The organism is Pseudomonas sp. P7548, from assembly GCF_013386585.1.
In the GTDB taxonomy this organism is placed as follows: domain Bacteria; phylum Pseudomonadota; class Gammaproteobacteria; order Pseudomonadales; family Pseudomonadaceae; genus Aquipseudomonas.
Genome location: NZ_JACARO010000038.1, coordinates 182,155 through 205,844, shown reverse-complemented (window position 1 = coordinate 205,844; position 23,690 = coordinate 182,155). Strand labels below are relative to the sequence as shown.

Annotated in this window: 20 protein-coding genes; 16 read left to right on the top strand and 4 right to left on the bottom strand. The window is 62.0% G+C overall.

The window, feature by feature from the left end; genetic code table 11:
- Positions 1–25: 25 nt before the first annotated feature.
- On the bottom strand, positions 26–1,297 hold the full coding sequence (locus tag HX803_RS16660; protein WP_020924943.1) for an IS4-like element ISPa45 family transposase: 1,272 nt from the start codon (positions 1,295–1,297) through the stop codon (positions 26–28).
- Between the two features lie 493 nt (positions 1,298–1,790).
- Between HX803_RS16660 and uvrB the strand changes: the two genes are divergently transcribed.
- Positions 1,791–3,767 (top strand): excinuclease ABC subunit UvrB, encoded by a 1,977-nt coding sequence (uvrB, locus tag HX803_RS16655; protein ID WP_020924944.1) that lies wholly within the window; start codon positions 1,791–1,793, stop codon positions 3,765–3,767.
- A gap of 150 nt (positions 3,768–3,917) precedes the next feature.
- Here the strand turns inward: uvrB and HX803_RS16650 are convergent, their stop codons facing one another.
- Complete coding sequence (locus HX803_RS16650; RefSeq protein ID WP_020924945.1) at positions 3,918–4,823, bottom strand: LysR family transcriptional regulator; 906 nt, start codon at positions 4,821–4,823, stop codon at positions 3,918–3,920.
- A 154-nt stretch (positions 4,824–4,977) separates the two neighbouring features.
- Here HX803_RS16650 and HX803_RS16645 point away from each other — a divergent pair, with 154 nt between their 5' ends.
- From HX803_RS16645 to HX803_RS16590, 12 genes are all read left to right on the top strand, one after another.
- Positions 4,978–5,385, top strand: coding sequence for a ketosteroid isomerase-related protein (locus HX803_RS16645; protein WP_017514126.1), 408 nt, complete (start codon positions 4,978–4,980; stop codon positions 5,383–5,385).
- Position 5,386: 1 nt separating this feature from the next.
- The gene (locus tag HX803_RS16640; RefSeq protein ID WP_007182546.1) at positions 5,387–5,995 is read left to right on the top strand and encodes a GNAT family N-acetyltransferase; all 609 of its coding nucleotides are present in this window, start codon (positions 5,387–5,389) and stop codon (positions 5,993–5,995) included.
- Entirely contained in the window at positions 5,992–6,882 is an 891-nt protein-coding gene (locus HX803_RS16635) for a carbon-nitrogen hydrolase family protein (protein WP_007182547.1), read from the top strand. Before HX803_RS16640 ends, HX803_RS16635 begins: the two co-directional genes overlap by 4 nt.
- A gap of 282 nt (positions 6,883–7,164) precedes the next feature.
- The gene (frmR, locus tag HX803_RS16630) at positions 7,165–7,440 is read left to right on the top strand and encodes a formaldehyde-responsive transcriptional repressor FrmR (protein ID WP_006402495.1); all 276 of its coding nucleotides are present in this window, start codon (positions 7,165–7,167) and stop codon (positions 7,438–7,440) included.
- A gap of 59 nt (positions 7,441–7,499) precedes the next feature.
- Positions 7,500–8,609, top strand: a complete 1,110-nt coding sequence (locus HX803_RS16625; protein ID WP_007182549.1) for an S-(hydroxymethyl)glutathione dehydrogenase/class III alcohol dehydrogenase — start codon at positions 7,500–7,502, stop codon at positions 8,607–8,609.
- A 43-nt stretch (positions 8,610–8,652) separates the two neighbouring features.
- Complete coding sequence (locus tag HX803_RS16620; protein ID WP_006402499.1) at positions 8,653–9,051, top strand: VOC family protein; 399 nt, start codon at positions 8,653–8,655, stop codon at positions 9,049–9,051.
- Between the two features lie 182 nt (positions 9,052–9,233).
- Entirely contained in the window at positions 9,234–10,568 is a 1,335-nt protein-coding gene (locus HX803_RS16615; RefSeq protein WP_007182550.1) for a DUF3422 family protein, read from the top strand.
- A 58-nt stretch (positions 10,569–10,626) separates the two neighbouring features.
- Positions 10,627–11,457 carry an S-formylglutathione hydrolase gene (gene fghA, locus HX803_RS16610; protein WP_007182551.1) on the top strand — a complete coding sequence of 277 codons (831 nt, stop codon included), beginning with the start codon at positions 10,627–10,629 and terminating at the stop codon, positions 11,455–11,457.
- Between the two features lie 16 nt (positions 11,458–11,473).
- On the top strand, positions 11,474–12,781 hold the full coding sequence (locus HX803_RS16605; RefSeq protein ID WP_011871464.1) for an NAD(P)/FAD-dependent oxidoreductase: 1,308 nt from the start codon (positions 11,474–11,476) through the stop codon (positions 12,779–12,781).
- A gap of 51 nt (positions 12,782–12,832) precedes the next feature.
- A complete protein-coding gene (locus HX803_RS16600) occupies positions 12,833–14,146 on the top strand; it encodes a replication-associated recombination protein A (protein ID WP_023106336.1) in 1,314 nt (437 codons plus the stop codon).
- 54 nt (positions 14,147–14,200) lie between these two features.
- A complete protein-coding gene (gene nhaA, locus HX803_RS16595; protein ID WP_011871462.1) occupies positions 14,201–16,066 on the top strand; it encodes a Na+/H+ antiporter NhaA in 1,866 nt (621 codons plus the stop codon).
- Positions 16,067–16,091: 25 nt separating this feature from the next.
- The gene (locus tag HX803_RS16590) at positions 16,092–18,743 is read left to right on the top strand and encodes an excinuclease ABC subunit UvrA (RefSeq protein WP_020924950.1); all 2,652 of its coding nucleotides are present in this window, start codon (positions 16,092–16,094) and stop codon (positions 18,741–18,743) included.
- Between the two features lie 80 nt (positions 18,744–18,823).
- Here HX803_RS16590 and mobH read toward each other — a convergent pair whose 3' ends face one another.
- Positions 18,824–20,668 carry a MobH family relaxase gene (gene mobH, locus HX803_RS16585; RefSeq protein WP_009876620.1) on the bottom strand — a complete coding sequence of 615 codons (1,845 nt, stop codon included), beginning with the start codon at positions 20,666–20,668 and terminating at the stop codon, positions 18,824–18,826.
- Between the two features lie 305 nt (positions 20,669–20,973).
- Between mobH and HX803_RS16580 the strand changes: the two genes are divergently transcribed.
- The 3 genes from HX803_RS16580 to HX803_RS16570 are packed head-to-tail and all read left to right on the top strand — an operon-like array spanning position 20,974 to position 22,154.
- Positions 20,974–21,291, top strand: coding sequence for a type II toxin-antitoxin system PrlF family antitoxin (locus HX803_RS16580; RefSeq protein ID WP_009876619.1), 318 nt, complete (start codon positions 20,974–20,976; stop codon positions 21,289–21,291).
- Complete coding sequence (locus HX803_RS16575) at positions 21,291–21,749, top strand: type II toxin-antitoxin system YhaV family toxin (protein ID WP_009876618.1); 459 nt, start codon at positions 21,291–21,293, stop codon at positions 21,747–21,749. The genes HX803_RS16580 and HX803_RS16575 overlap by 1 nt, the downstream gene beginning before the upstream one ends.
- A gap of 27 nt (positions 21,750–21,776) precedes the next feature.
- A complete protein-coding gene (locus HX803_RS16570) occupies positions 21,777–22,154 on the top strand; it encodes a DUF3742 family protein (protein WP_011871459.1) in 378 nt (125 codons plus the stop codon).
- Between the two features lie 13 nt (positions 22,155–22,167).
- Here HX803_RS16570 and HX803_RS16565 read toward each other — a convergent pair whose 3' ends face one another.
- Positions 22,168–23,685 (bottom strand): conjugal transfer protein TraG N-terminal domain-containing protein, encoded by a 1,518-nt coding sequence (locus HX803_RS16565; RefSeq protein ID WP_009876616.1) that lies wholly within the window; start codon positions 23,683–23,685, stop codon positions 22,168–22,170.
- Between the last annotated feature and the right edge of the window lie 5 nt (positions 23,686–23,690).

Genomic DNA, 23,690 nt, shown 5'->3' with positions numbered 1-23,690 from the left:
GGTGCAGTTCGGGTGCTGCTTGTTCTTAGCGCGTCGGTTTGTAGCCCTCGCAGCCGCGACTGGCCAGGCGCATACGCTGGCGCGGGAAGCTGCGGCCCGGGCGCACAGCGCTGAGGCTGTTGGCCATCAACTCCATCACGTTGGCCAGCCCCTGCACACCGGGGCGTACCAGCAGGTCGACCAGGGTGTTCTTGAGGCGTGACACCCCTTGGGTGAAGTTGACCTTCCAGCGCAGCTTGCGGCCTTTGTGGCGCTGCTCGATGACCGGTTGCAGCAGATGTTGCATCAGCAGCGCTAGGTTTTTCAGCAGTTGCCCGGCATGAAAGTCCTGCTTCACGGCCGTCACGCTACGGCCGCTAAAGTTGTCGAGGCAGAGGGTCTGCTTGAGGCGGCGGTAGTCCGTTTCGATGCCCCAGCGGCGGTGGTAAAGATCCGCGAACACCTCGGCCGGGAAGGCCTGTCGATCCAGCAGGGAGGTCAGCAGCACTTCGCTTTCACCGCTGGCTAGCTCGACCCGGATCAGGCGCAATTCGACCCGGCCCGCGGGATCGACGCCGGCCTCGGTACAGAACAGGCGCGCCTCGGGATGACTGGCAGAGAAGAACTGCGTGTCTTCTGTCTGCCCCGAGCGGAGAAACTGTTTGACCTGCGCGTTGTAGCCACACGGCAGGCGCATCAGGAAATGTCGCCGGTGCTGCTCGAACAGCGCAAACAGCCAGTGTCCGGGGTAGCCGCGATCAAACAACGTCAGGCTGTCAGCGGGCAGATGCTCGAGGTGCAGATGGGCGCAATCGCGCTCGCCGACTGCGGATGGCACGATCAGGCTGTGTAGCGTCTGGCCGTCGGCGACGTCGTAGAGCATGGACAGACGGGCAACGGGAAACTCGCTATGGCAGCCGAAAAAGCGCGTCATGACCGACTCCAGCGGTAAATGGACGGTCGAGCCGTCCACGGCGAGTACCCGTAACCCGCGCCACGTCTGGCGCAGCCCGAGGCTGTCGAGCTGTTGCTGAAGGGTTTGGTTGAGGCTCTCGAAGACCTCGGGCTTGAGCTTGCCGCGCGCCTTGCTGAAGGCCTGCGCGGTGACCACCTGGGTCTCGGCCGAGGCCTGGTTGAGCACGCGATAGAACTGATCGAGCTCGGTTTGCAGGGCGGTGCGTGGCTGATTGAGCAAAAACAGGACGAGGTTCTTGAAGGTCAGTTGGCGTCGGCGGGTAAAGTCGTGAGGGCGCTGGCGGTGGGTATCGATGAAGTCGGGACAATCGAGCTGACTGGTTATTTTTTGTACAATTTTCAAGCCAGGGTTTGCTGGGCGGTGTCAAACGGTGTGGAATGAGGGGCCAAAAGGGTTTCTCCTATGCGCTGAATTTAGCGCTAATTATATGATATTTATAGGAAAAATTCCTTAAGTTGATGACATTGACGTAGCTCCACGTTTCCAACGCCTCGTCTGGAGGGCTGAGAGAGACAAAGGCGCGTATCGGCGGGAGCCGGCGCCACACATTGGGCGTACAGAGCAACCTCGCCCGCCACGGCTCGATGTCAGCGCTCAACGAGGCGAGTGGCTCCAGGTGCATTGGCAGACGGGCCGCTGGCTGACGTCGTGGCGATCGGCGGATATGCACTGGGAAGCCCGCCCATGTGCTGGGCTATCATGTTGGCGACGCCTACGCCCAGGTGGGGCGCGGCAGGATCGCCGTCATTTACACCCCAGTTTGGTACTGCTATAGGTCTTCTGGAATAGCCGATACATCAGGACAAATTGAAGTAGCTCAATTAGGAGATATCTAATGTCAACCGGTATGTTTATTCTGCACTCCAACTATACGCCGGCGGGGGACCAGCCAGAGGCGATAGCGCGCCTGCTGTCGGACATAGAAGAAGGTGCGACGCACCAGACGCTGAAAGGTATCACCGGCTCAGGTAAGACCTTCACCATGGCCAATGTGATTCATCGTCTGAAGCGGCCTACGTTGATCTTGGCTCCTAACAAGACGTTGACCGCGCAGCTTTATGGTGAAATGAAGCACTTCTTTCCTGAGAACGCGGTCGAGTACTTCGTTTCCTACTACGATTATTTTCAGCCCGAAATCTATATGCCGGGCACCGATCGTTTCATTCCAAAGGACTCGGCCATCAATGACCACCTTGAGCGCCTGCGCCTGTCCACGACCAAATCCTTGATTGAGCGTCGTGACGTGATCGTCGTCGCTTCGGTGTCTTCAATCTACGGCCTGGGTGATCCAGATGCATACCGAGCGCTACAGATCGCTCTGTCCCCTGGGGTCAAACTAAACCAGAGAGAGCTAATTCGTCGCTTGGCTTTGCTGCAATATGATCGCACGGAGCGCACTCTCAAGCGTGCAACGTTCCGCGTCCAAGGTGATGTGATTGACATTTTCCCCGCTGATTCCGAGTACAGGGCGGTTCGGGTGGAACTGTTGGATGACACTGTTGCGTCTGTCCAATGGATGGACCCTGTTACCGGCAAGACGTTGGGAGAGATAGACCATTATTTGGTTTCGCCAAAAACGCTTTTCGCGCCGCCCACGAACAAAATAGATTCTGCATCCAAAAAGATACTCGCTGATATGGAAGAGCGGGTTGCCGAGCTGAACAGGAATAATCGCTTGGTCGAGGCAATCAGGCTGTACGAGCGGATCACGCATGACGTGGAAATGATGCGCGAGGTCGGCTATTGCTCGGGGATGGAGAATTATTCCTGCTACTTCAGCGACCGAGACGCAGCTTCTCCTCCGATCACGTTGCTGGATTATTTGCCGAAAGACGGGCTGCTGTTCGTCGATGAATCTCATGTCATGGTGCCACAGATATCCGCAATGTACCGGGGGGATCAGGCGCGCAAGGACACGCTGATCGATTACGGGTTCCGTTTGCCTTCATCGAAGAACAACCGGCCATTGAACTTTGACGAGTTCGAGAAGGTCAAGCCTCAGACCATCTTTGTTTCCGCTACTCCGGGCGACTACGAGCTGAGGGTGTCGAAAGGCAGGGTTGTCGAACAGGTTATCAGGCCAACGGGACTGCTTGACCCCAAGGTTGAAGTGCGGAAAGCGGATGGATACATAGATGACCTGCTTGCCGAAATATCGAAGTGCGTGAAGAGAAAGAATCGAGTGCTTGTGACTACGCTGACGAAGGTCAGTGCAGAAGAGCTAACGGATTTCTTGACGGACAACGGGATTCGAGCGCGCTACATGCATTCGGACATAAAAGCGGAGGATCGTGTTGAGATCATCAATGGCCTGCGCGCAGGAGAGTTCGATGTTTTGATTGGGATTAGTCTTTTGCGCGAAGGGCTGGATATTCCAGAGGCATCATTGGTTGCCATTCTCGATGCAGACCGTGCAGGGTTCTTGCGTTCGGCCCATGCGCTCATTCAGATGATCGGTCGAGTCGCTCGGAATGAAAACGGCAAGGCGATCTTGTACGCCGACGCGGTGACGCCGGCGATGAAGCAGGCGATCGATGAGACCAATAGGCGCAGGCAGCTTCAAATTGCCTTTAACGAGGAAAATGGGATTTCTCCAGCCTCGTCTGTGCGAAAACTAGCAGGGGAAGAGACGAATACGGAGGAGCCCACCGTTCATTCCGAGGCTTTCTGCGAGAACTTGTCCGACCTTTGCGATCAGATCACTGCCAAGGAACAGCAGCTACTCGAATTTACCGATACCGGTGACGAGCAGCGCGTCGAAGACATTCGTCGTCAGTTGGATGGGTTGTACCGGCAATTCATTTACATCTAATCGTTCGCCGGCATTGGGTTGCATGGCCGACCGATCTGCATCTGGGGCAAGCGGGCAGACGGTCGGTTCATCATTCAACCGGAGGGGTGAGCCGCCGAGGCTCAGTGCCCCGCTTTCCAAGATGTGTGCCCTACAGCGTCTTGCGACGTGTCAGCGCAAAGCTGGCAACGATCCAACGGCGACCAGCATTTCATCAAATACCGCTCGAACCCTTCCCGGAATGGGGCCACGCTGAGGCCGATAGACGTACAACCCCCATGCCGGAGGTTCTTCGTTCTCCAGCACTCGCACGAGCTTCCCGCTGGCAATGTAGGGGGCGGCCATGTAGTCCGCCAGTTGCGCGAACGCGATCCCGGCCAGCGCCGCTCCCATTTCCATGTCGGCATTGTCGGCGACGAGAGTGGGTGCGGTAGGTGTCCACTGGCGTCCCGCCTTGAAGTGCCAAGGCCAGGGACGGCCGGTATTGATATCCAAGGCCACGGTAACTGGCAGGCTGCTTAGCGCATCGATGTTTGCAGGTACGCCCACTTTCTTGATCAGGCGCGGAGCGGCAACGATGGGGAGTCTCATGTCGGCGGCCTTGCGTGCGACGAAGCGGCTATCGCGCATGAATCCGACCCTGATCCCGACGTCAATCCCTTCGTCAACCGTATTGCTGATGCGATCGGACAGGCGCACATCCAGCGTGATGCCGGGATGACGCGCGGCCACGCGCTCCAGTGCCGGTAGCACCGCTCTGGTGCCCAAGCTGTGCGGTGCGGTGATGCGAACCGTACCGGACAGAGAGGCCTGCTGGTCGGAGCTAGGCGTTCGCCACAGATCCTCGAACCGCTCCAATGCGGGGCGCACTTGGTCTAGCAGCCCTTCGCCGAAGGCGGTGATGCGCACCTGGCGCGTGCTTCGATGAAACAACACCTCGCCGTAGTGTTGCTCCAGTTGCTGGATGGCACGGGTTACACCTTGCGGAGAAGTCCCCAGCCGGACGGCCGCATCGCGAAAACTGCTGCTTTCGGCCGCCACCCGAAAGATGCGCAGTAGTTCCATTTCTTTGTTCATGACGCACGCCTCATGGCCGGTTTCGCTGCTCGTTAATTGTTCCAGATTGTGGAATTATAAAATCGCAACAATTCCATATACAAGGAGAGCGCGGTTGCCCAGACTGACAACACCCCGGAATGCTCCGCTCCGAACAACCCAACAAGGAACGCGAATGAACGCTGCGACTCTCATCACTGCCTACTACGACGCCTTCAACCGCGGCGACCGCGAGGCCATGCTGTCAATGTTGACCGATGACGTCGCGCACGACTTGAACCAGGGCGCTCGTGAGGTCGGTCGCGAAGCCTTCCGCGCCTTCCTGCAGCGCATGGACCGCTGCTATGGCGAGCAACTGCGCGGGATCGTGGTGATGGTCAGCGCCGACGGCCTGCGTGCAGGCGCGGAGTACGTGGTGCATGGCGAATACAAGGTGACGGACGACGGGCTGCCGGAAGCCCAGGGCCAGCGCTACGTGCTGCCGGGCGGCGCGTTCTTCGAGATCCGCGATGGCAAGATCGCTCGTGTCACCAACTACTACAACCTCGGCGACTGGATCGCACAGGTTGGAGGGGACGCCTGAAATGACCAGCGACGTGCAGGTGCTGGTTCGTCGTGGCCCGGACATTGCCGAATGGTTCGATGCCGTGGCAGGCCTGCGGGCGAGCGTCTTCCGCAGCTTTCCTTACCTGTACGAGGGCGACACCGAATACGAGAAGCACTACCTCGCCATGTACGCCCGTTCGGCAGACAGCCTGCTGGTACTCGCGCTCGCTGATGATGTGGTCGTGGGTGCGTCCACGGGGTTGCCGCTCGGCGATGCGGAGCCGGCCTTCCATGTGCCGTTCGCCGATCGAGGAATCCCGGTGGAGGCAGTGTTTTACTGTGGCGAATCAGTCCTGCTCCCGGCCTTCCGGGGCCTTGGCCTGGGCCATCGCTTCTTTGACGAGCGCGAAGCGCATGCCCGTTCGTTGGGCGGCATGCAGTGGGCATCGTTCGCGTCGGTGGATCGTGCAGACGACGATCTTCGGCGTCCTTCCAACTACCGCAGTAATGACCCCTTCTGGACCCGTCGCGGCTACGTGCGGCAGTCGGACATGAAGGTTACGCTGCCCTGGAAGCAGGTGGGTGAGCCGAGCGAAACCGAGCAGACGCTCACGATGTGGCTGCACTCCCTGGAGAACGCGAAATGAAAGTAGCAGTTGCGAAATACTCAGTGGGTCAGCCCGCGGGCTTCGAGGCATTTGCTGCGCGGCAGCGGCTGGTTCTGGAGGAGGCGCGCCGTGGCGGGGCGGAACTGGCCGTGTTGCCCGAGTATCTATCCCTCGAACTGGCTGCAACGTTCGAGCCTGGCATCCGCCATGATTTCAACGCCTCTCTGGCCGCGCTGCAGGCCTTGCAGCCTGCGTGGCTGGCACTGTATGCCGACCTGTCGCGCGAGTTGTGCATGACCATTCAGGCCGGTACGTTTTTGACCCAGGTTGGATTGGACCGCTACCGCAACCGGGCTTGGTGGTTTGCGCCTGACGGCACACGCGACTACCAAGACAAATTGCAGTTGACGGGGTTCGAGAAAGACGCCGGCGTCATCGAGGGTGGCGACGAACTGAAGGTGTTCGATTTGAAAGGCGTGCGTGCCGGCATCGCTGTTTGCTATGACAGTGAGTTTCCATTGCCCGTGCGAGCCCAGCGAGAGGCGGGAGTGCGCCTGCTGCTGGTCCCGAGCTGTACCGACACCCAAGCAGGTGCAACCCGGGTCCGTGTGGGCTGCATGGCGCGGGCACTGGAGAACCGAATGTTCATCGCGCAGGCCGTGACGACCGGAGCTGCTGACTGGAGCCCGGCGCTGGACACGAATACTGGCGAGGCCACGATCTATGCACCCATGGATCGCGGATTCCCGGAGGATGGCATTCTCGCGACGACTTGCGGCACGCAGACATGGGCGATTGCTGATCTGGACGTTGAAGCCCTCGAACGAAACCAGGAACAGGCCCAGGTTGCGGTCGATCGTGACTGGGACGGCCAGATGTTGCCTGCACTGAGGAAGGCTCGGTACTCGGGTCGTCAGGTCGCCTAGCCGGTCTCATCTTGATAGCTTCAGCTCGATGAGTTGGCTTAGATAGGCCATATCTATCTGCGCATAGATTTTTCCAGTTTGACCGGTTTTGAACTTGCCCCGATGCTGTCGATACATGCAAGAAATATTCATTGATTTGAATGTTTTGCGCTTCTTGGGAACAAATCTGTACTAGCCTGTAATAGTGCTCGAAGAGCACAGAATTTGTGGCGAAGTTCGGCCGCATATACTATGGTGGAGTATTGTATAATGCGGCGGTGTACCCAAGTAGAGAGGTGTTCGATGCCACACAGCCCGGAAGAAAAGAAGCAAGCCCTGACGCGCATCCGGCGCATCAAAGGTCAGGTAGCGACTCTTGAGCAAGCGCTCGATGCAGGTGCGGAATGCCCTACAATTCTTCAGCAGCTTGCGGCCGTTCGTGGGGCAGTCAACGGATTGATGGCAACCGTTCTGGAGAGCTATCTGCGGGAAGAGTTTCCCAGTAGCGAAATCAGGAGCGATTCGCAGAACAAGTCCATTGACGAGACCATCTCTATCGTCCGCTCCTATCTGCGGTAGAGGCACCAGGGTGCCCTCGGTGAGGGCAAATTTAGTTAGCTAGTAAAGGAAGCGACATCATGAAATCACGTGCAGCAGTTGCCTTCGGGCCAGGAAAGCCGCTGGAAATCGTCGAGATCGACGTCGAGCCGCCGCGCAAGGGCGAGGTGCTCATCAAGATCACGAACACCGGCGTTTGCCATACCGACGCCTTCACCCTGTCGGGCGACGACCCCGAAGGTCTCTTCCCGGTCGTGCTGGGTCATGAAGGTGCGGGTATCGTCGTGGAGGTGGGTGAAGGTGTGACCAGCGTGAAGCCTGGCGATCACGTCATTCCCCTCTATACCGCCGAGTGCGGCGAGTGCCTGTTCTGCAAGTCCGGCAAGACCAACCTGTGTGTCGCGGTGCGCGCCACCCAGGGCAAGGGCGTGATGCCCGATGGCACCACCCGCTTCAGCTACAACGGCCAGCCGATCTACCACTACATGGGCTGCTCGACCTTCAGCGAATACACGGTGGTGGCCGAAGTCTCGCTGGCCAAGATCAACCCGGACGCCAATCCCGAGCATGTCTGCCTGCTGGGTTGCGGTGTGACCACCGGCATCGGCGCTGTTCACAACACGGCCAAGGTTCAGCCGGGTGACTCTGTGGCCATCTTCGGCCTCGGCGGCATCGGGCTCGCTGCGATTCAGGGGGCACGCCAGGCCAAGGCAGGTCGCATCATCGCCATCGACACCAATCCAGCGAAGTTCGAGCTGGCTCGTACCTTCGGCGCGACCGAATGCCTCAACCCGAAGGACTTCGACAAGCCGATTCACGAGGTTCTCATCGAGATGACCGGTTGGGGTGTCGATCACACCTTCGAGTGCATCGGCAACGTCAACGTGATGCGCTCGGCACTAGAAGCAGCACATCGTGGCTGGGGCCAGTCGATCGTCATCGGCGTGGCTGGTGCAGGCAAGGAAATTTCGACGCGCCCGTTCCAGTTGATCACCGGTCGCACCTGGAAGGGCTCGGCTTTCGGCGGGGTCAAGGGCCGCACTCAACTTCCCGGCATGGTGGAGGACGCAATGAAAGGCGAGATCGATCTCGCCCCGTTCGTCACCCACACCATGGGCCTCGACGACATCAACAAGGCCTTCGACCTGATGCATGAAGGCAAGTCGATTCGCACGGTGATCCACTACTGACCGCCCACTACCCATTCAACACCAACCACCAAGGAAATTAATCATGTCCACTCCTGTCATTTCTGGCGATGGCATCTTTTCGCACATTTTTATCGGCGCTGCCGACGTTCAGAAGTCGGTCGCGTTCTACGACGCCGCTCTGGGTGCTCTTGGCATCAAGAACCTCGGTCCTTTCAACAACGGATGGGTACTTTTCGGTCGCGAAAAGCCGGCTTTCATCATCGCCCGTCCGGGCAATGGTGAAGCGCCCTCCAGCAACGGCGTGACGATCGGCTTTGCGGCCGCCACTCCCGCCGAAGTGGATGCCTTCCATGCTGCCGGCCTTGCCGCAGGCGGCACCGACGAGGGCCAGCCTGGCGCACGTGGTCACCTGCCGGGTGCCTATGCGGCCTACCTGCGTGATCCGGCGGGCAACAAGGTCTGCTCGTACACCTTCGTCTGAAAGCAAGGAAGCTGAGGGCGTTCTGAAAGGGCCAGCACAAGCCTCTATACGGCGAGCCTATTAGACGGACCGTGTAGAGCGGTGCCTGCTCATGAAGATCGGCCCGCAGCCATGTGCGAAACGCATGGCTGCGGGCATTTGCTTTGAAGCGTGTTTTTCAACCAATGAGAAATGAGGTCGTTATGCAAGAGCCGGCCAACATCAATACGACGACCGTACAACCCGCCCCGACCGCCACCGTGTACGGCATGCCGGCCTATGCCGATCGTGCTGCGGCCGTGGGTGAAGTGCATGCGCGCCCGCATCTGTTGATTCAGGCCCCCCGCGGCATATTGCAGCTCGCTTTCATGACCGAAGGCGATCAGGCCAGGGATCAGATGGCGATGAGTGAGTTGTCTCATCGCTTCGGCGTTGCCGAGCCCGACCACGCTACGCCGCTTCACGGCATGACATGGGATGAGGGAGACCTGCACTGTGAAAAGCACACCGAGTTCTCAACGTATCTCTGGTGCGCTTCGCTGGATTCCGAGACGGGAGAGCCGTGCGGCGAAAATCCGTTCAAGCATGGATTTGTTCCTCCCGGCCCGGTCGTATCCGGCATCCGTTTGAGACTTCTTCCATGGACGCCGGAAACGGAGAAGGAGGCCGATCGCTTCGATCCTGCCAGCCTGTGCTACTCGCTGGTGGAGAACGGCTCTGCCGCCATCCTCACCGACTTCCGACAGGATGAGGATGGCCTGACGCAGATCCTCGTCCTTGCCCGCGATTTGACCCCGGCGCGGGCGGGTGCGCTGGCTCAACGTCTGCTGGAGATCGAGACCTACCGTACCTTGGCGTTGCTGTCCTTGCCGTTGACGCGGTCGATGACGTCGGAGCTGCGGCGCATGGAGTCGCGCCTTGCGGCGATCACCGACGAGATGTGTACGAGCTTGGTGGAACGGCGCGACAGCGACGTGCTGCTGTCCGAATTGACCGGCCTGGCTGCCGAACTGGAAGCTGGCGTTGCGGCGAATCTCTATCGCTTCGGCGCCAGTCGTGCCTACTACGAGATCGTCGAGGAAAGGCTGGCAGCGCTTTCGGAAGAGGCCGTATCCGGGTACTGCACCTGGGCGGATTTCCTGCAGCGTCGCATCGCTCCCGCCATGCGGACATGCCAATCCGTAAAGGAGCGCCAGACCAAGCTCTCCGACAAGCTGACCCGCGCCATCGCGTTGCTGCGTTCCTGGATCGACGTCGAGCTTGAACGCCAGAACCGCGATCTGCTTGCGTCGATGAACAACCGGGCCAAGATGCAATTGCGCCTTCAGCAAACCGTCGAAGGCCTGTCGGTCGCGGCAATTTCTTATTACGTCGTGAGTCTTCTCGGCTATTTGCTCAAGGGCATTCCGATGGTTCACGACAGCGTGGCGCCGGTGATGGCGGTTCTGGTGCCTGCGGTGATGCTGACGATCTGGTGGATCGTGCGCAGGATCAGACACGCCCACGGCGACACGGCAGCGGAAGAGAAATCTTCCTGACGAGCTGCCGTCCTGGCGCGCGAGAGCTGCGCCGTCCGTTTGAACATAGGAGAACTACATGGAACGCATCGAACATCACGCCAGCTTTGATGGTTGGCAGGACGTTTATCAGCATGAATCCACGACGCTCGGTTGCACGATGAAGGTCGGCGTCTATCTGCCTCCGCAGGCACAGCACGGCAAGGTGCCGGTGCTGTACTGGCTTTCAGGCCTCACCTGCACCGAGCAGAACTTCATCACCAAGTCCGCCGTCCAGCGCTACGCGGCCGAACATGGCATTGCCGTCGTCGCGCCCGATAGCAGTGCTCGCGGCGAAGGCGTTGCCGACGATCCTGCCTATGACCTCGGACAGGGGGCGGGTTTCTACGTCAACGCCACACAGGAACCCTGGGCAGCGAATCATCGGATGTACGACTACGTCGTGCAGGAATTGCCGGCGCTGATCGAGGCCCACTTTCCCGTGACAGCGGAGCGGAGCATCAGCGGCCATTCCATGGGAGGACACGGCGCTCTGGTCATCGCCCTGCGCAACCCGGGCCGTTATCGAAGCGTCTCGGCCTTCTCGCCCATCGTCGCCCCCACCCAGGTTCCCTGGGGGCACAAGGCCTTCGAGGCGTACCTGGGCAGCGATCGGGAAGTGTGGAAGCAGTACGACACCGTGGAGCTGATTCGCACCGTGCAGGAGCGTTTGCCGTTGCTGGTTGATCAGGGCTTGGGCGACGAGTTCCTGGAGAGCCAGCTTCAGCCCGACCTGCTGCGCAAAGCCTGCGACGAGACGGGGCACCCGCTCACGTTGAATCTGCGCCCAGGCTACGACCACAGCTACTACTTCATTGCCAGCTTCATTGGCGAGCATATGGCACACCACGCATCGGCGCTGAAACGCTGAGAGAGGAGATCAGGTCATGACAAAGACCTCCAAAAACCGACATCACGTCGTCATTATCGGAGCGGGCTTCGGCGGGATCGAGGTTGCCAACCAGCTTGCTGGTGTCGAGGTCGATGTGACGATCATCGATCGGCGCAATCATCACCTGTTCCAACCCTTGCTTTACCAGGTCGCAGGTGCGTCACTTTCGACATCCGAGATCGCCTGGCCTATTCGCTATCTCTTCCGAAATCGCCCGGAAGTGAACACCTTGATGGCGGAAGTGGAAGGTATCGACCAGGACGCGCGTCAGGTCATTCTCAACAATGGAATGCGGCAAACCTACGACACGCTCGTGCTCGCGACAGGTGCTACCCATGCCTACTTCGGACACGACGAATGGGGGGCTTTCGCGCCGGGGTTGAAGACGCTGGAAGATGCCACGACCATTCGGGGCCGAATCCTCGCGGCTTTCGAGGAAGCTGAGCGCACGAGCGATCCTCAGCAGCGTGCCGCGCTGCAGACGTTCGTCATCATCGGTGGTGGTCCCACCGGGGTTGAATTGGCCGGAACCATCGCCGAGCTGGCACGAGACACGCTGGCGCGTGACTTCCGCTCGATCGACCCGAGCACATCGCGGGTTGTACTGATCGAGGCTGGCCCGCGTCTGTTGTCGGTCTTTCCAGAGGATCTTTCGGCCTATACGCGCCAGGCACTCGAAAAACTCGGGGTCGAGGTCGTGCTGGGTACTCCGGTCACCGAATGCTCGGCCGACGGCGTGGTGTATGGCGGCAAGCCCCTTTCGGCCAAGACCATCGTCTGGGCCGCCGGAGTCCAGGCGTCTCCCGCGGCTCGCTGGTTGGGCGCTGCGTCTGATCGTGCTGGTCGAGTGGTCGTTGGCCCTGACCTGACGGTGGCCGGTCGCCCGGAGGTCTTCGCCATCGGCGATACAGCCTCGTGCACCATGGCCGATGGGAAGCCCGTGCCGGGCATCGCCCCGGCCGCCAAACAGCAAGGGAAGTACGTCGCTAACCTGATTGGACGGCGTTTGAAGGGCAAGCCCGCTGACGGGCCTTTCAAATACCGGCATCAGGGGAACCTGGCCACCATCGGCCGCAGCCTGGCGGTGATTGACATGGGGCGGGTGAAGCTGCGTGGTGCCTTTGCGTGGTGGATCTGGAAGCTGGCGCACATCTACTTTCTGATCGGCACGCGAAATCGTCTCAGTGTCGCTTTGAGCTGGGTATGGAACCACAGCATCGGCTACCGCGGCTCTCGCATCATCATGCATGCGATTGCCGACAAAGAGCCCACGGCGTTGGATAAATCCGGCTCTCTGGATTGAGGTGCCCACCTTATCGGAACGTCAACTATCAGAAATGCCAGGGAGAGGAACTTGACCGATCTATTCACGACAAAGCCCAAGCCTCCCTTGGCCGAACTCCTGCGGCCCAAGACGCTGGACGAATTCGTCGGGCAACGGCACTTGCTCGGCCCCGGCAAGCCGCTGCGTCTCGCGTTCGAGGCGGGCAAGTTGCACTCGTTCATCCTCTGGGGGCCGCCAGGCGTGGGCAAGACCACCCTAGGGCGCCTGGCCGCCAGTGCGACCGACAGCCGATTCATCGCCATCTCGGCCGTGCTGGCCGGGGTGAAGGACATCCGGCAAGCCATCGACGAGGCCCAGGCCGAACTGGACAACCATGGTCGATCGACGGTGCTTTTCGTCGATGAGATCCATCGCTTCAACAAGGCGCAGCAGGATGCCCTGCTGCCCCATGTCGAGTCGGGGCTCCTGACCCTGGTGGGGGGGACGACCGAGCATCCGGGGTTGGCGGTCAATTCCGCACTGCTCTCGCGCGCGCAGGTCTATACCCTCGAACCGCTGTCCAGCGACGAACTGAACCAACTCTACGAACGCGCACTGCCGCATCTCCAGGGCGTCACGTTGGACGCGGACGCGCTGGATCTGCTCAAGGGCTTTGCCGATGGCGATGGCAGGCGCTTCCTCAATCTGCTTGAGCAGGTGACGAATGCGGCGTCGGGCGCTGGCAAGACCGTGGTCGATGGCCAGTCCGCCAAGCTGTCCACCAGTCCATCGCTGCGCAGGTTCGACAAGGGCGGTGACGAGTTCTACTGGCAGCTCTCAGCCTTCCACAAGTCGCTACGGGGCTCCGACCCTGATGCGGCCCTGTATTGGCTGGCCCGCATCCTTGACGGTAGCGGCGACGTCAGCCAGGTGACCCGCCGCATGGTGGTAGTGGCCAGCGAAGACATCGGCAATGCCGACCCGCAGGCGCTGCAACTGGCGCTCAATGCCGCGCTGGCTTATGAGAGGCTGGGTTCCCCCGAAGGCGAAATACCGATTGCCCACGCGGCGACCTACCTTGCTGCCGCCCCCAAGTCGAACGCTGCCTATGCCGCCTGGAACAAGGCGAAGACCTTCGTCAAGAACAGCGGCTCCCTGCCTGTGCCTCTCCATCTTCGCAATGCGCCGACGAAGCTGATGCAGCAGATGGGGTATCACGAAGGCTACCGCTACGCTCCTGACGAGCCCAACGGCTACGCCGCTGGGCAAAGCTACTTTCCCGAGGGCGTGGCGCGGCCGGGCTGGTATCAGCCAACGGACAGAGGTGTTGAGCGCAGGCTGGGAGAATGGCTTACTTGGCTGCGCTCGCTGGATGATGGGACGCTGCCAGAGGCGGACGCCTGACCGGTCGCCTCCGAAACCTGCCCATCGTGATCTCACAAACTACAGGATAAGCACATGCCAGCCTCTTCTTTTGGTGAGTCCTCGGCGCATATCAGACGGAGACGCGTTGCCCACTATCTACGCACGGAGTCTGGCGCTGCGGTGCTGCTGGTGATCGTCACGGTTGTGGCGCTCGTGTGGGCGAACTCGCCGCTATCTAACGCCTATTTCGAGTTGTGGCACCTAGACGTCGGGTTCAACTTCGGGCCACTGCGCCTACACATGGATCTGCATCACTGGGTCAACGACGGCCTGATGGTCGTCTTCTTCTTCCTGATCGGACTGGAGGTGCGTCAGGAGTTCGCCCACGGATCGCTCCGTGACCGCAGCCGTGCCCGCCTCGCCCTGATCGCGGGGGTCACGGGAGTCGTGCTTCCCGCGCTGGTGTATGTCCTGATCGTGAAACTAGCCGGAAGTGAGGGCCTGCACGGGTGGGGTGCGGTGGTCGGCACCGATACGGCGTTCATGCTGGGCACCTTGGCGATCGTCGGCCCGCGGCTATCGGGTCAGTTGCGCGTGTTCCTGCTCACCCTGACCGTGGTCGATGACTTCCTCGCAGTGTCCATCATCGGCATCGTCTATAGCGAGGAGATCCGGATCGTCCCGTTGCTTATCGCCCTCGCCAGCCTCGTTGGATTGTGGTTGTTGGGGCGCACCCGCCAGTGGCGGGCGACGCCGTATGTGTTGATCGTGATCGTGCTGTGGTTCGCAACCGTGTATTCCGGCATCCATGCCTCCCTCGCCGGGATGGCCGCGGGGCTGCTGATCCCCGCCTATGCGACGCAACGTCACGGGGTCGTTGCGGCAAGACAGTTGTTCCGTGACTTCTGGCAGTCGCCGAGTGCCGCATCGGCCCGCGCGGTGGACTGCGGGCTGTCCCGGGGTATCTCGGTGAACGAGCGATTGCACGAGTTCCTGCGGCTGCCGACGGCGCTGCTGATCGTGCCGATCTTCGCCTTGGCGAACGCCGGGGTGGACGTGCGTGGCGGGCTGCTCGCCGAGGCCTTTGGCTCGCCAGTCACGTGGGGCGTCATCGCAGGGCTCGTGCTCGGCAAGCTCTTGGGCATCGGGCTCACCACGCTCGTCGCCGTCCGTCTCGGCCTGGGCCGGCTGCCCGAGGGCGTCGGGGTGGGGAGCGTGTTCGGTGGGGCGGCGCTGTCCGGGATCGGCTTCACCGTGTCGCTGCTGATCATCGGGCTCGCGTTCGGCACGACCTCCGACCTGGGCCGCCAGGCGACGGTCGGCGTGCTCGTGTCGATGGTGTTCGCCACGTTGCTCGGGTGGCTGATCTTCAAGGTCGCCGCCCAGCGGTGGGGTGAGAAGACCGCTGACCTGCCGATGGTGCTTGAGCCGCCGGTCGATCCGGAGATCGATCACATCCGCGGGCCGGAGGACGCCCAGCTCACACTCGTCGAGTACGTGGACTTCGAGTGCGCGTACTGTGCGCACGCCACCGGTTCGTGGGACGATCTTCGCGCCCACTTCGGTGACGACCTGCGGTATGTGGTGCGCCATCTGCCGCACCACCCGCACGGGCCGATTGCCGCGCGGGCGTCCGAGGCAGCGGCGAACCAGGGGATGTTCTGGCCGTGGCTGGACTTCGTGTTCACCCGTCAGCATGCGCTGGAGCGCGAGCATCTGATCGGCTACGCCGCCGAGCTTGGGCTCGACGTCGAACGGTTCATCGCGGATCTCGACAGCCCTGCGGTGATCGAGCGTGTCGAGCGCGACCTCGCCAGTGCGGTCGCCAGCGGTGCGCACGCCACGCCGACGTTCTTCGTCGAGGGTCGTCGTCTGCGCGGCAGCTACGACGCCCGCACTGTCACCGCAGTGCTCGAAGCCAGCCGCCGCGGCACCCGAACTCAGGAAGTCCCGTCCTGAGCGGGACGAACTACAGGATAAAAACTTGCCAAACAATTCTTTCGGTGAATCCTCTTGTACCGCTGCGGCCAGCGGCATGGTGGAAGTGCGCGGTGCGCGCGAGAACAACCTCAAGGAGGTGGACGTCTCCATCCCGCGTAACGCGCTGGTGGTGTTCTCGGGTGTCTCCGGCTCCGGCAAGTCCTCGCTGGCCTTCGGCACCATCTATGCCGAGGCCCAGCGACGCTACTTCGAGTCGGTGGCCCCCTATGCGCGGCGACTGATCGAGCAGGCCGGCGTGCCGGACGTCGATGCGATCGACGGCCTGCCGCCGGCGGTGGCGCTGCAGCAGCAGCGGGGCTCCAGCAACGCGCGTTCCTCCGTGGGCAGTGTGACCACCTTGTCCAGCCTGGTGCGGATGATGTATTCGCGCGCCGGCGCCTATCCGGCCAACCAGCCGATGCTGTACGCCGAGGATTTTTCGCCCAACACGCCGCAGGGAGCGTGCCCGACCTGCTACGGCCTGGGCCATGTGTACGAGGTGACCGAGGCCATCATGGTGCCCGATCCCTCCCTGAGCATCCGCGAGCGGGCGATCGCCTCCTGGCCCCCCGCCTGGCAAGGCCAGAACCTGCGCGACATCCTGGTCAGCATGGGCTACGACGTTGACCGACCGTGGAAGGACCTGCCGAAGAAGGATCGCGACTGGATTCTGTTCACCGAGGAAACACCGACGGTGCCGGTGTACGCCGGCTTCACGCCCGCCGAAACCCGCGCCGCGCTCAAGCGCAAGATGGAGCCGAGCTACATGGGCACCTTCACCGGCGCCAGGCGCTACGTGCTGCACACCTTTGCCAACACCCAGAGCGCGTTGATGAGAAAGCGCGTGTCCCGGTTCATGGAGGGCAAACCGTGCCCCACCTGCCACGGCAAGCGGCTCAAGCCCGAGGCGCTGTCGGTCACCTTCGCCGGCGTGGACATCGGCGCGTTCATGCAGATGCCGCTGGACCAGTTGGCGGCCTTGCTCGAACCCATCGCCCAGGGCGATTTCCGCGCCCATGCAGCGGGGGCGGCTACGGACAAGGAAGCGACCCGACGCGACCGTGCCGAACGCGCGGCCTCCGGCCGCGCCGTCCATGCGGTATCGCCCGACGTGCGCCGCACCTCGGCGCTATCGGAAGAAAAGCGCCTCGCCGCGCAGCGCCTGGCCGGTGGCGTGATGGCACGCCTGCGCCAACTGCGTGGGCTGGGCCTGGGCTACCTGACGCTGGACCGGGCCACGCCGACGCTTTCGGCCGGCGAGTTGCAGCGCCTGCGGCTGGCCACGCAATTGAGTTCCCTGCTGTTCGGTGTCGTGTACGTGCTCGACGAGCCCTCCGCGGGCCTGCACCCCTCCGATAGCCAGGCCCTGTACGACGCGCTCGACCGGCTGCGCGACGCCGGCAACTCGGTGTTCGTGGTGGAGCACGACTTGGACCTGATGCGCCGCGCGCAATGGCTGGTGGATGTCGGGCCGGATGCTGGGGAGCGTGGCGGCCGCGTGCTCTACAGCGGCGAGCCGGATGGCCTGCGCAAGATTGCCGAATCGCGTACTGCACGCTACCTGTTCGATGAGATCCCCGCGCCGGGAAGCCGGGCACGCGAAGCGACCGGCTGGCTGGAGCTGCAGGACATTCACCGCCACAACCTGCATGGCGTGAATGCGCGCATTCCGCTGGGCGTGCTGACGGCCGTCACCGGCATCTCCGGCTCGGGCAAGTCCAGCCTCGTCGCGCAGGCCCTGCCGGAGCTGGTGCTGCTGCACCTGGGCCACGAGCCGGAAGACGATGTAGCCGAAAGCGCCACCAGCGAAGGGCCGGCAGTGATCGAAGCGACCGGCGGCCATCTGGCGGGCGACGTGGACGCCGTACAGCGTCTGGTGCAGGTGGACCAGAAACCGATCGGGCGCACGCCGCGGTCGAACCTGGCCACCTACACGGGCCTGTTCGACCATGTGCGCAAGCTGTTCGCTGCCACGCCCGATGCTCGACGCCGCCGCTATGATGCCGGACGGTTCTCGTTCAACGTCGCCAAGGGGCGCTGCGAGACTTGCGAGGGCGAGGGTTTCGTTAGCGTGGAACTGCTGTTCATGCCCAGCGTGTACGCGCCATGCCCGACCTGCCATGGCGCGCGCTACAACGAGGCCACGCTGAAGGTGCAGTGGAACGGGCGCAACATCGCCGAGGTGCTGCAGATGACCGTGGACGAGGCCAGCGAATTCTTCGCGGGTGAAGACGCGGTGGCAAGGCCCCTGCAACTGCTGCGCGACATCGGACTGGGCTATCTGCGCCTGGGACAACCAGCCACTGAGCTTTCCGGTGGCGAGGCGCAGCGCATCAAGCTGGCGACCGAGCTTCAGCGCAGCCAGCGCGGCCGAAGCCTGTACGTGCTCGACGAGCCGACTACCGGGCTGCATGCGTCGGACGCCGACCGGCTGCTGGTGCAGTTGCAGCGCCTGGTCGATGCCGGCAATACCGTAGTGATGATCGAACACGATATGCGCGCGGTGGCCCAGGCCGATTGGGTGATCGACGTGGGGCCTGGTGCAGGCGCTGCCGGCGGCAGCATCGTGGTGGCGGGCTCCCCTCAGCAGGTGGCCCGAACGTCTGGCAGCAGAACCGCTCCGTTCCTTGCACAGGAGTTGGCGCGGGCCGAGTAGCTCAGTTCGCCAAATGTTGCCAATTTTCGCGGGGCATTGATCGTCGCCACACGACGGTGGCGATCAATGCCCGAATCGCGTCATCCTTCCTGAGTCAGAGCAAGATAGGGATTGTTGGGCGGTATTTCGGCGAGTGCCAAGGACCCATCTTCGAGGAGGTAGCCATGCAGTCGGCGGGACTTCCTCGGGCCCGTGACTTCACAGGTCCAAATGTTCAGGCCATTGGGCTGCTTTCGATGTAGCTGCAGCTTCTCGAAGCGCTTCTGCACCCACTGCCAATCCTGTTGATTCTCCTGCTTGGCGAGTGCGGCCACTTCGGGATGCTCCTGCGCATAGCGTTGGAACACACCCGGGCTGACCAGGTAGGCCGTCTCATTCACCGTATGCACGAGTGCCTTCGCGTCGTTGATGATGAGCCGTCGTGAGGCGATTCCCTGCTTCAGCCAAACCATGAACTGTTCCCCGGATGGCTTCGTTGCCGATGACCCAGGCGTAGGCGCGGGTGCAGGTGCAGGCGATGGAATGGACGTCGCGGCTGTTGCTGGCGCGGGGGTGTGGAGGAACTCCTCGGCATCCTGGCCAACGCCGGCCGACTCACCCAAGCCCACCATCGCGAGCAAATCCTCCATGACGTCGGGCACGGGCTGGGCTGCGGGCGGTGAAACGATGGTGGTGCTGTCGCCCTCCCAAATCGGAGGCTCTTGACCTCCCTGCGCTGGGTTCACCGAGACGGTAGGCGCGGGAGCCGACATGCAGGCGTCGTTTTCCGCGGGCGTCGCGTCGATCTCTACCGTGCCCGCGAAAGGTGCTGGTCGCTCGCCAGACTCCCAGATCAGCGCGGGAGCGAGACGCAACAGGGTGAACGAATGGGACCAGCCGGTCGTGCTGGTCACGGTCGCGCGCCAGACCGCTTTGCCGTCCGAGGTGGGCTGGAGCATGCCGTGGTCTTGCAGCACGTTGAACACGGCGGTGTTGTTCGCAGGAATGCCATCGATCCCCTGAGACAGGAGGTGTGCGCGCAGTTTGTCCGAAACCGTCTTGCTCACCAGCCACAAACCATCCTCGGTGAGCCAGCCATCGGAGGCTTCCGGCTGGTTCAGCTTCAACTCTTCCTTGAGCAGATAACGCAGCCCGTCGAGCAGCTTGCGTTGCAGTGCGTGCTTGGGTGCTGCCATGACGCGGGCCGGATCACCACCCAGCTCCTGAGCCACAGAAGCGCGATCAGCCTGCACGACAAGCTCGCCCAGGACCCCGGCATGCTCGTACTGTCCGGCCAAGACGTAGAGCAGCGGGGCCCATAGCGCCGGGTAGCCACTGAGCCAGTCCAAGACGTGCCGATCGAGCAGTTGGCGGTAGAGCAGACCTGTTGCAGCACTATGCAAGCGGTATTCACGATCCTCACGATAGCGGAAGCGGTACGGCTGGAGCAGCGGCCCGTGCCAGGGATGCCAGGTGTTGCCGTCGGCGAGTTCGACGTGCAGATCGACAGCGATCTTGCCGATGTCGTGCAGTAGTGCCGCGTAGGCGACGGCGGCGGTCCAGGCCTCGGACTGCGCCGCCTGGTCCTCGGGGCTGGCACCGATGGGCAGCAGATGGGACTGGCGCAGCTTCAGGCTGTAGGCGACGATTTCCAGGCCGTGGTCGAGCATGCCGCCCGGGTAAGCGTGATGGTGGCTTTCGGAAGCGGGAAATTGCTGGACCAGCTCGGCATATCGTTCCAGCGGCGTGCGGTACAGGGTGACGAACTGCTTGCGCGAGAGGGAGGTGCGCTGCCAGATGTATTCCAGCAGCTTCTGCCGGCGCGGCGTGGCCAGCAGCGATGCGGCCGACTCGGGCCGCAGCAGCCCTTTCGGGAGATCGAGGGCGGGCGCTGGCGACGGAGCGGCAGCGACCGGAGGTCGTTTCCGCTGGAACAGAAAGAGCATGCGGGTGTCCTGGTGGTGGGCCGAGCGGGGGGCCTTTTCGCCTTTTCGAGGTAGGGCCTTTCCCCTTGCACCCCATTCCCTTGCCCTTTCGGCCCTTTAGCCTTTAACCATTTGGGTATAGGGCGTGGGGCATTGACCGTCCACGGCCAATGCGAGGTTCGGCGGGCCGGATTGATGCGTGAAGGCTTGGTGTTCCCGCCCTACGATGGGCCGATTCTTGGACTCGGGAGGACGCCATGAGACCCCATATTGACATGGTAAGGAATATTCCTTACCATCAGGGCATCGCTATTAGGAGAACGGCCATGCCTGCCATTCATGAAGTTGCCACGCTGACCTCCAAAGGCCAGATCACGCTGCCCAAGCCCATCCGGCAGGCGCTCGGTGTCGATGCCGGCGGCAAGGTTGCGTTCGACCTGCGTGACGGAGAAGTCGTCGTGACCCGTGCCGACGCCGAGCACGAGGACCCCGCCATCGGTGCGTTCCTGAGTCTGCTGGCCCGCGACATCGAGGCGGGCCGGAACGTCCATGGTCTGCCCGAGGATCTAACTCGCGCCATGCTGGAGCAAGCGGGTCACGGCGTGAAGCTGGACGAGGAAATCGACGGCGAAGTGGAACTCTGATGCAACGGCATGGCTGGGCATTGCTGTTCCACGACTGTGTGATCGAGCAGTTGCAGAAGCTGCACGCAGCCGCACGGCGCGCGCAGGAGAACGACCCGGAGGGCTTCGAGTCCAACGCCAACGTCAAGCTCTTCCGGGCCTTGAACCAGTTGATATTAGATGTGGTGCCCGGTGATCCGGCACGCGACGAGTACCGCCAGGGCAACACCCTGGGGCTGGCCCACCGGCACTGGCGAAGGGCCAAGATCGGAAGGCGGTTCCGGTTGTTCTTCCGGTACGACTCGAAGGCCAAGGTCATCGTGTACGCCTGGGTCAATGATGAGCAGACCTTGCGGTCTTCGGGGAGCAAGTCAGATCCCTATGCCGTGTTCGAGAAAATGCTCGGACGTGGAAATCCACCAGACGATTGGAACGTATTGGTGCAGGCAAGCAAGCAGGATTGGAGCAAACTGGAATAGGCATTCCTCATGTAGCAGGAGACGACCATGAACACGACAACCCGCATCAGCACCGCAGAACGCCTCGGCCGCAGCGTTGGCCGTGGATGGCGCGCCTATGCGCGCGGCGAGCGAAGGTTGTCGTGTTGGCTCGCCTCCAAGGGGATGCCGCTTGCCGGGGCCACCGTGCTCGTATGGGTAGTGAAGCTGGTCGCGCTGGGATTGCTGTTCTACGCCGCGTTCTGGCTGGCGTTGGTGCTTCTGGTTGGGGTTGCCGCAGCATGGACGGCCAGCAATTCGACGGTCAATGATGATCGCTGGACGCAACCGGACGAACTGCGAAACGGCGAGGCAGGCTTTGGCCTGTATTCGTCCAGCGGTCAGCGGATCGACCCGCACGACCCGAACGATCCGTTCAACGACTGAAATGGGCGACCGATCAAAGCACCTTGCCGGTAACCTTGTTTACGCCTGATCCCGCGCTGTCGCGTGCTTCCTTGGAACCGACAGCCAGGTTCTGAGCGATTACCCCGGCTTTTACTCCGACCCACCCAAGCGCTGCCACCCAGAAAGTCGGCAGGACCAAGAACATCGTGCCGGTGACGAACATCAAAAGCATGTCGCCGAAGGCATTGTTCAGCCCCACCAGCGGGTCGAAGTTGGTATGCGGCCGGTTCCAGCCAAAGCCCCACCCGTAGAGCGCATCGAGGATGGTGCTGTCGATCCAGCGTGCGAGCTGAAACCAGAAGTCCGTGAAGAACAGCGCGAACTGGACGGTGCTGACGGTGACGACCATCTTCAGGTCATAGGTGCCCACGACCAGCACTAGCGGAATGCAGATCACGAGCGCCATCTTGAGCAGCGCGAGCACCATGGGCAGTGCTTGGCGCACTACGTCCATTGCCGGGAAGGCGGCGAGAGCCCCAACCGCCAAGCCAACATCGCTGGTGGCACGGTTGACGACATTGGGCAATGTCTTGTCGATCTGACCGCCGTAGTCCGTATAGACGCTGCCTTGGTTCAATTTCTGCTGCCGCGGTGACGCGATGGCGCGGATCACGGAGTCGTCCACCTCGGCCCGGCTCAGGAATCCAGCCCAGCCCGCCAGGCGATTCAGCAGGCTTGGGTCCACTTGCCCCAGCAGCCGCGCGCGCAGTCCGTTACTGCCGTCGGACCACCACTGCCTGCAGGTCGGGTAGCCGCCACCATTGGCAACCTGCGCAAGCCCAGCGTCGCGGGTGTCGTCATAGGGCCATGCCTCGCGCGCCGTGCTAGAGCGGTAGCTGTCGTAGTAACCGCCCGTGTCCGTGAAAAACCTCGAACCGATCCAGGTCACATCGTTCATCTGCGTTTCGTCCAGCTCCGGCCGCGCCATGAACAATTTGGCGCGAGCCGGTCCATAGCAATCGTGCGTGAAATCCGCCACTTCTTGGGCCAGCACCGGGTCGTCGATGCGTGTGGCATCGATCTCCATCCGCATCTGCCGCAGATCCGTGCCGCACGGGATCGCAGCCACCGAGGCGCTCGTGACGGCGCGCGAAAGCGCGTGCATGAAAGCCCACCAGACCGGAACCTTCGCCGACTGGTTGTTGATGGTGCTGAAGGACTGCGACCAGCCAGTTTGCGCGGGCTGCGGCACGCTGACCTGGCACTGCGCCGAGCGCGAGCTGTCGTACTGGATAGTGCTGAGGTCGACGTCGATGAACGGAATGCCGGCGAACATCACGACCACGATGGCCACAAATACTCGGTTCTCGATGCGCGCCGCCGAGAGCACGCCCTTGTTGCCTTCGTCGGCGCCCTCCGCTCTGGCCTTGAGCCATTCCTGGATGACGATCGCCACAAAGGGCAGCGCAAACACCCCGCTGGACACCAGCACGGCCCAGATGCCGTTGTTGACGATCCAGGACACGAGGGTGAGGTAGTACTCCAGGTAGTCGGTCGTGAAAAGCGTCATTGCCT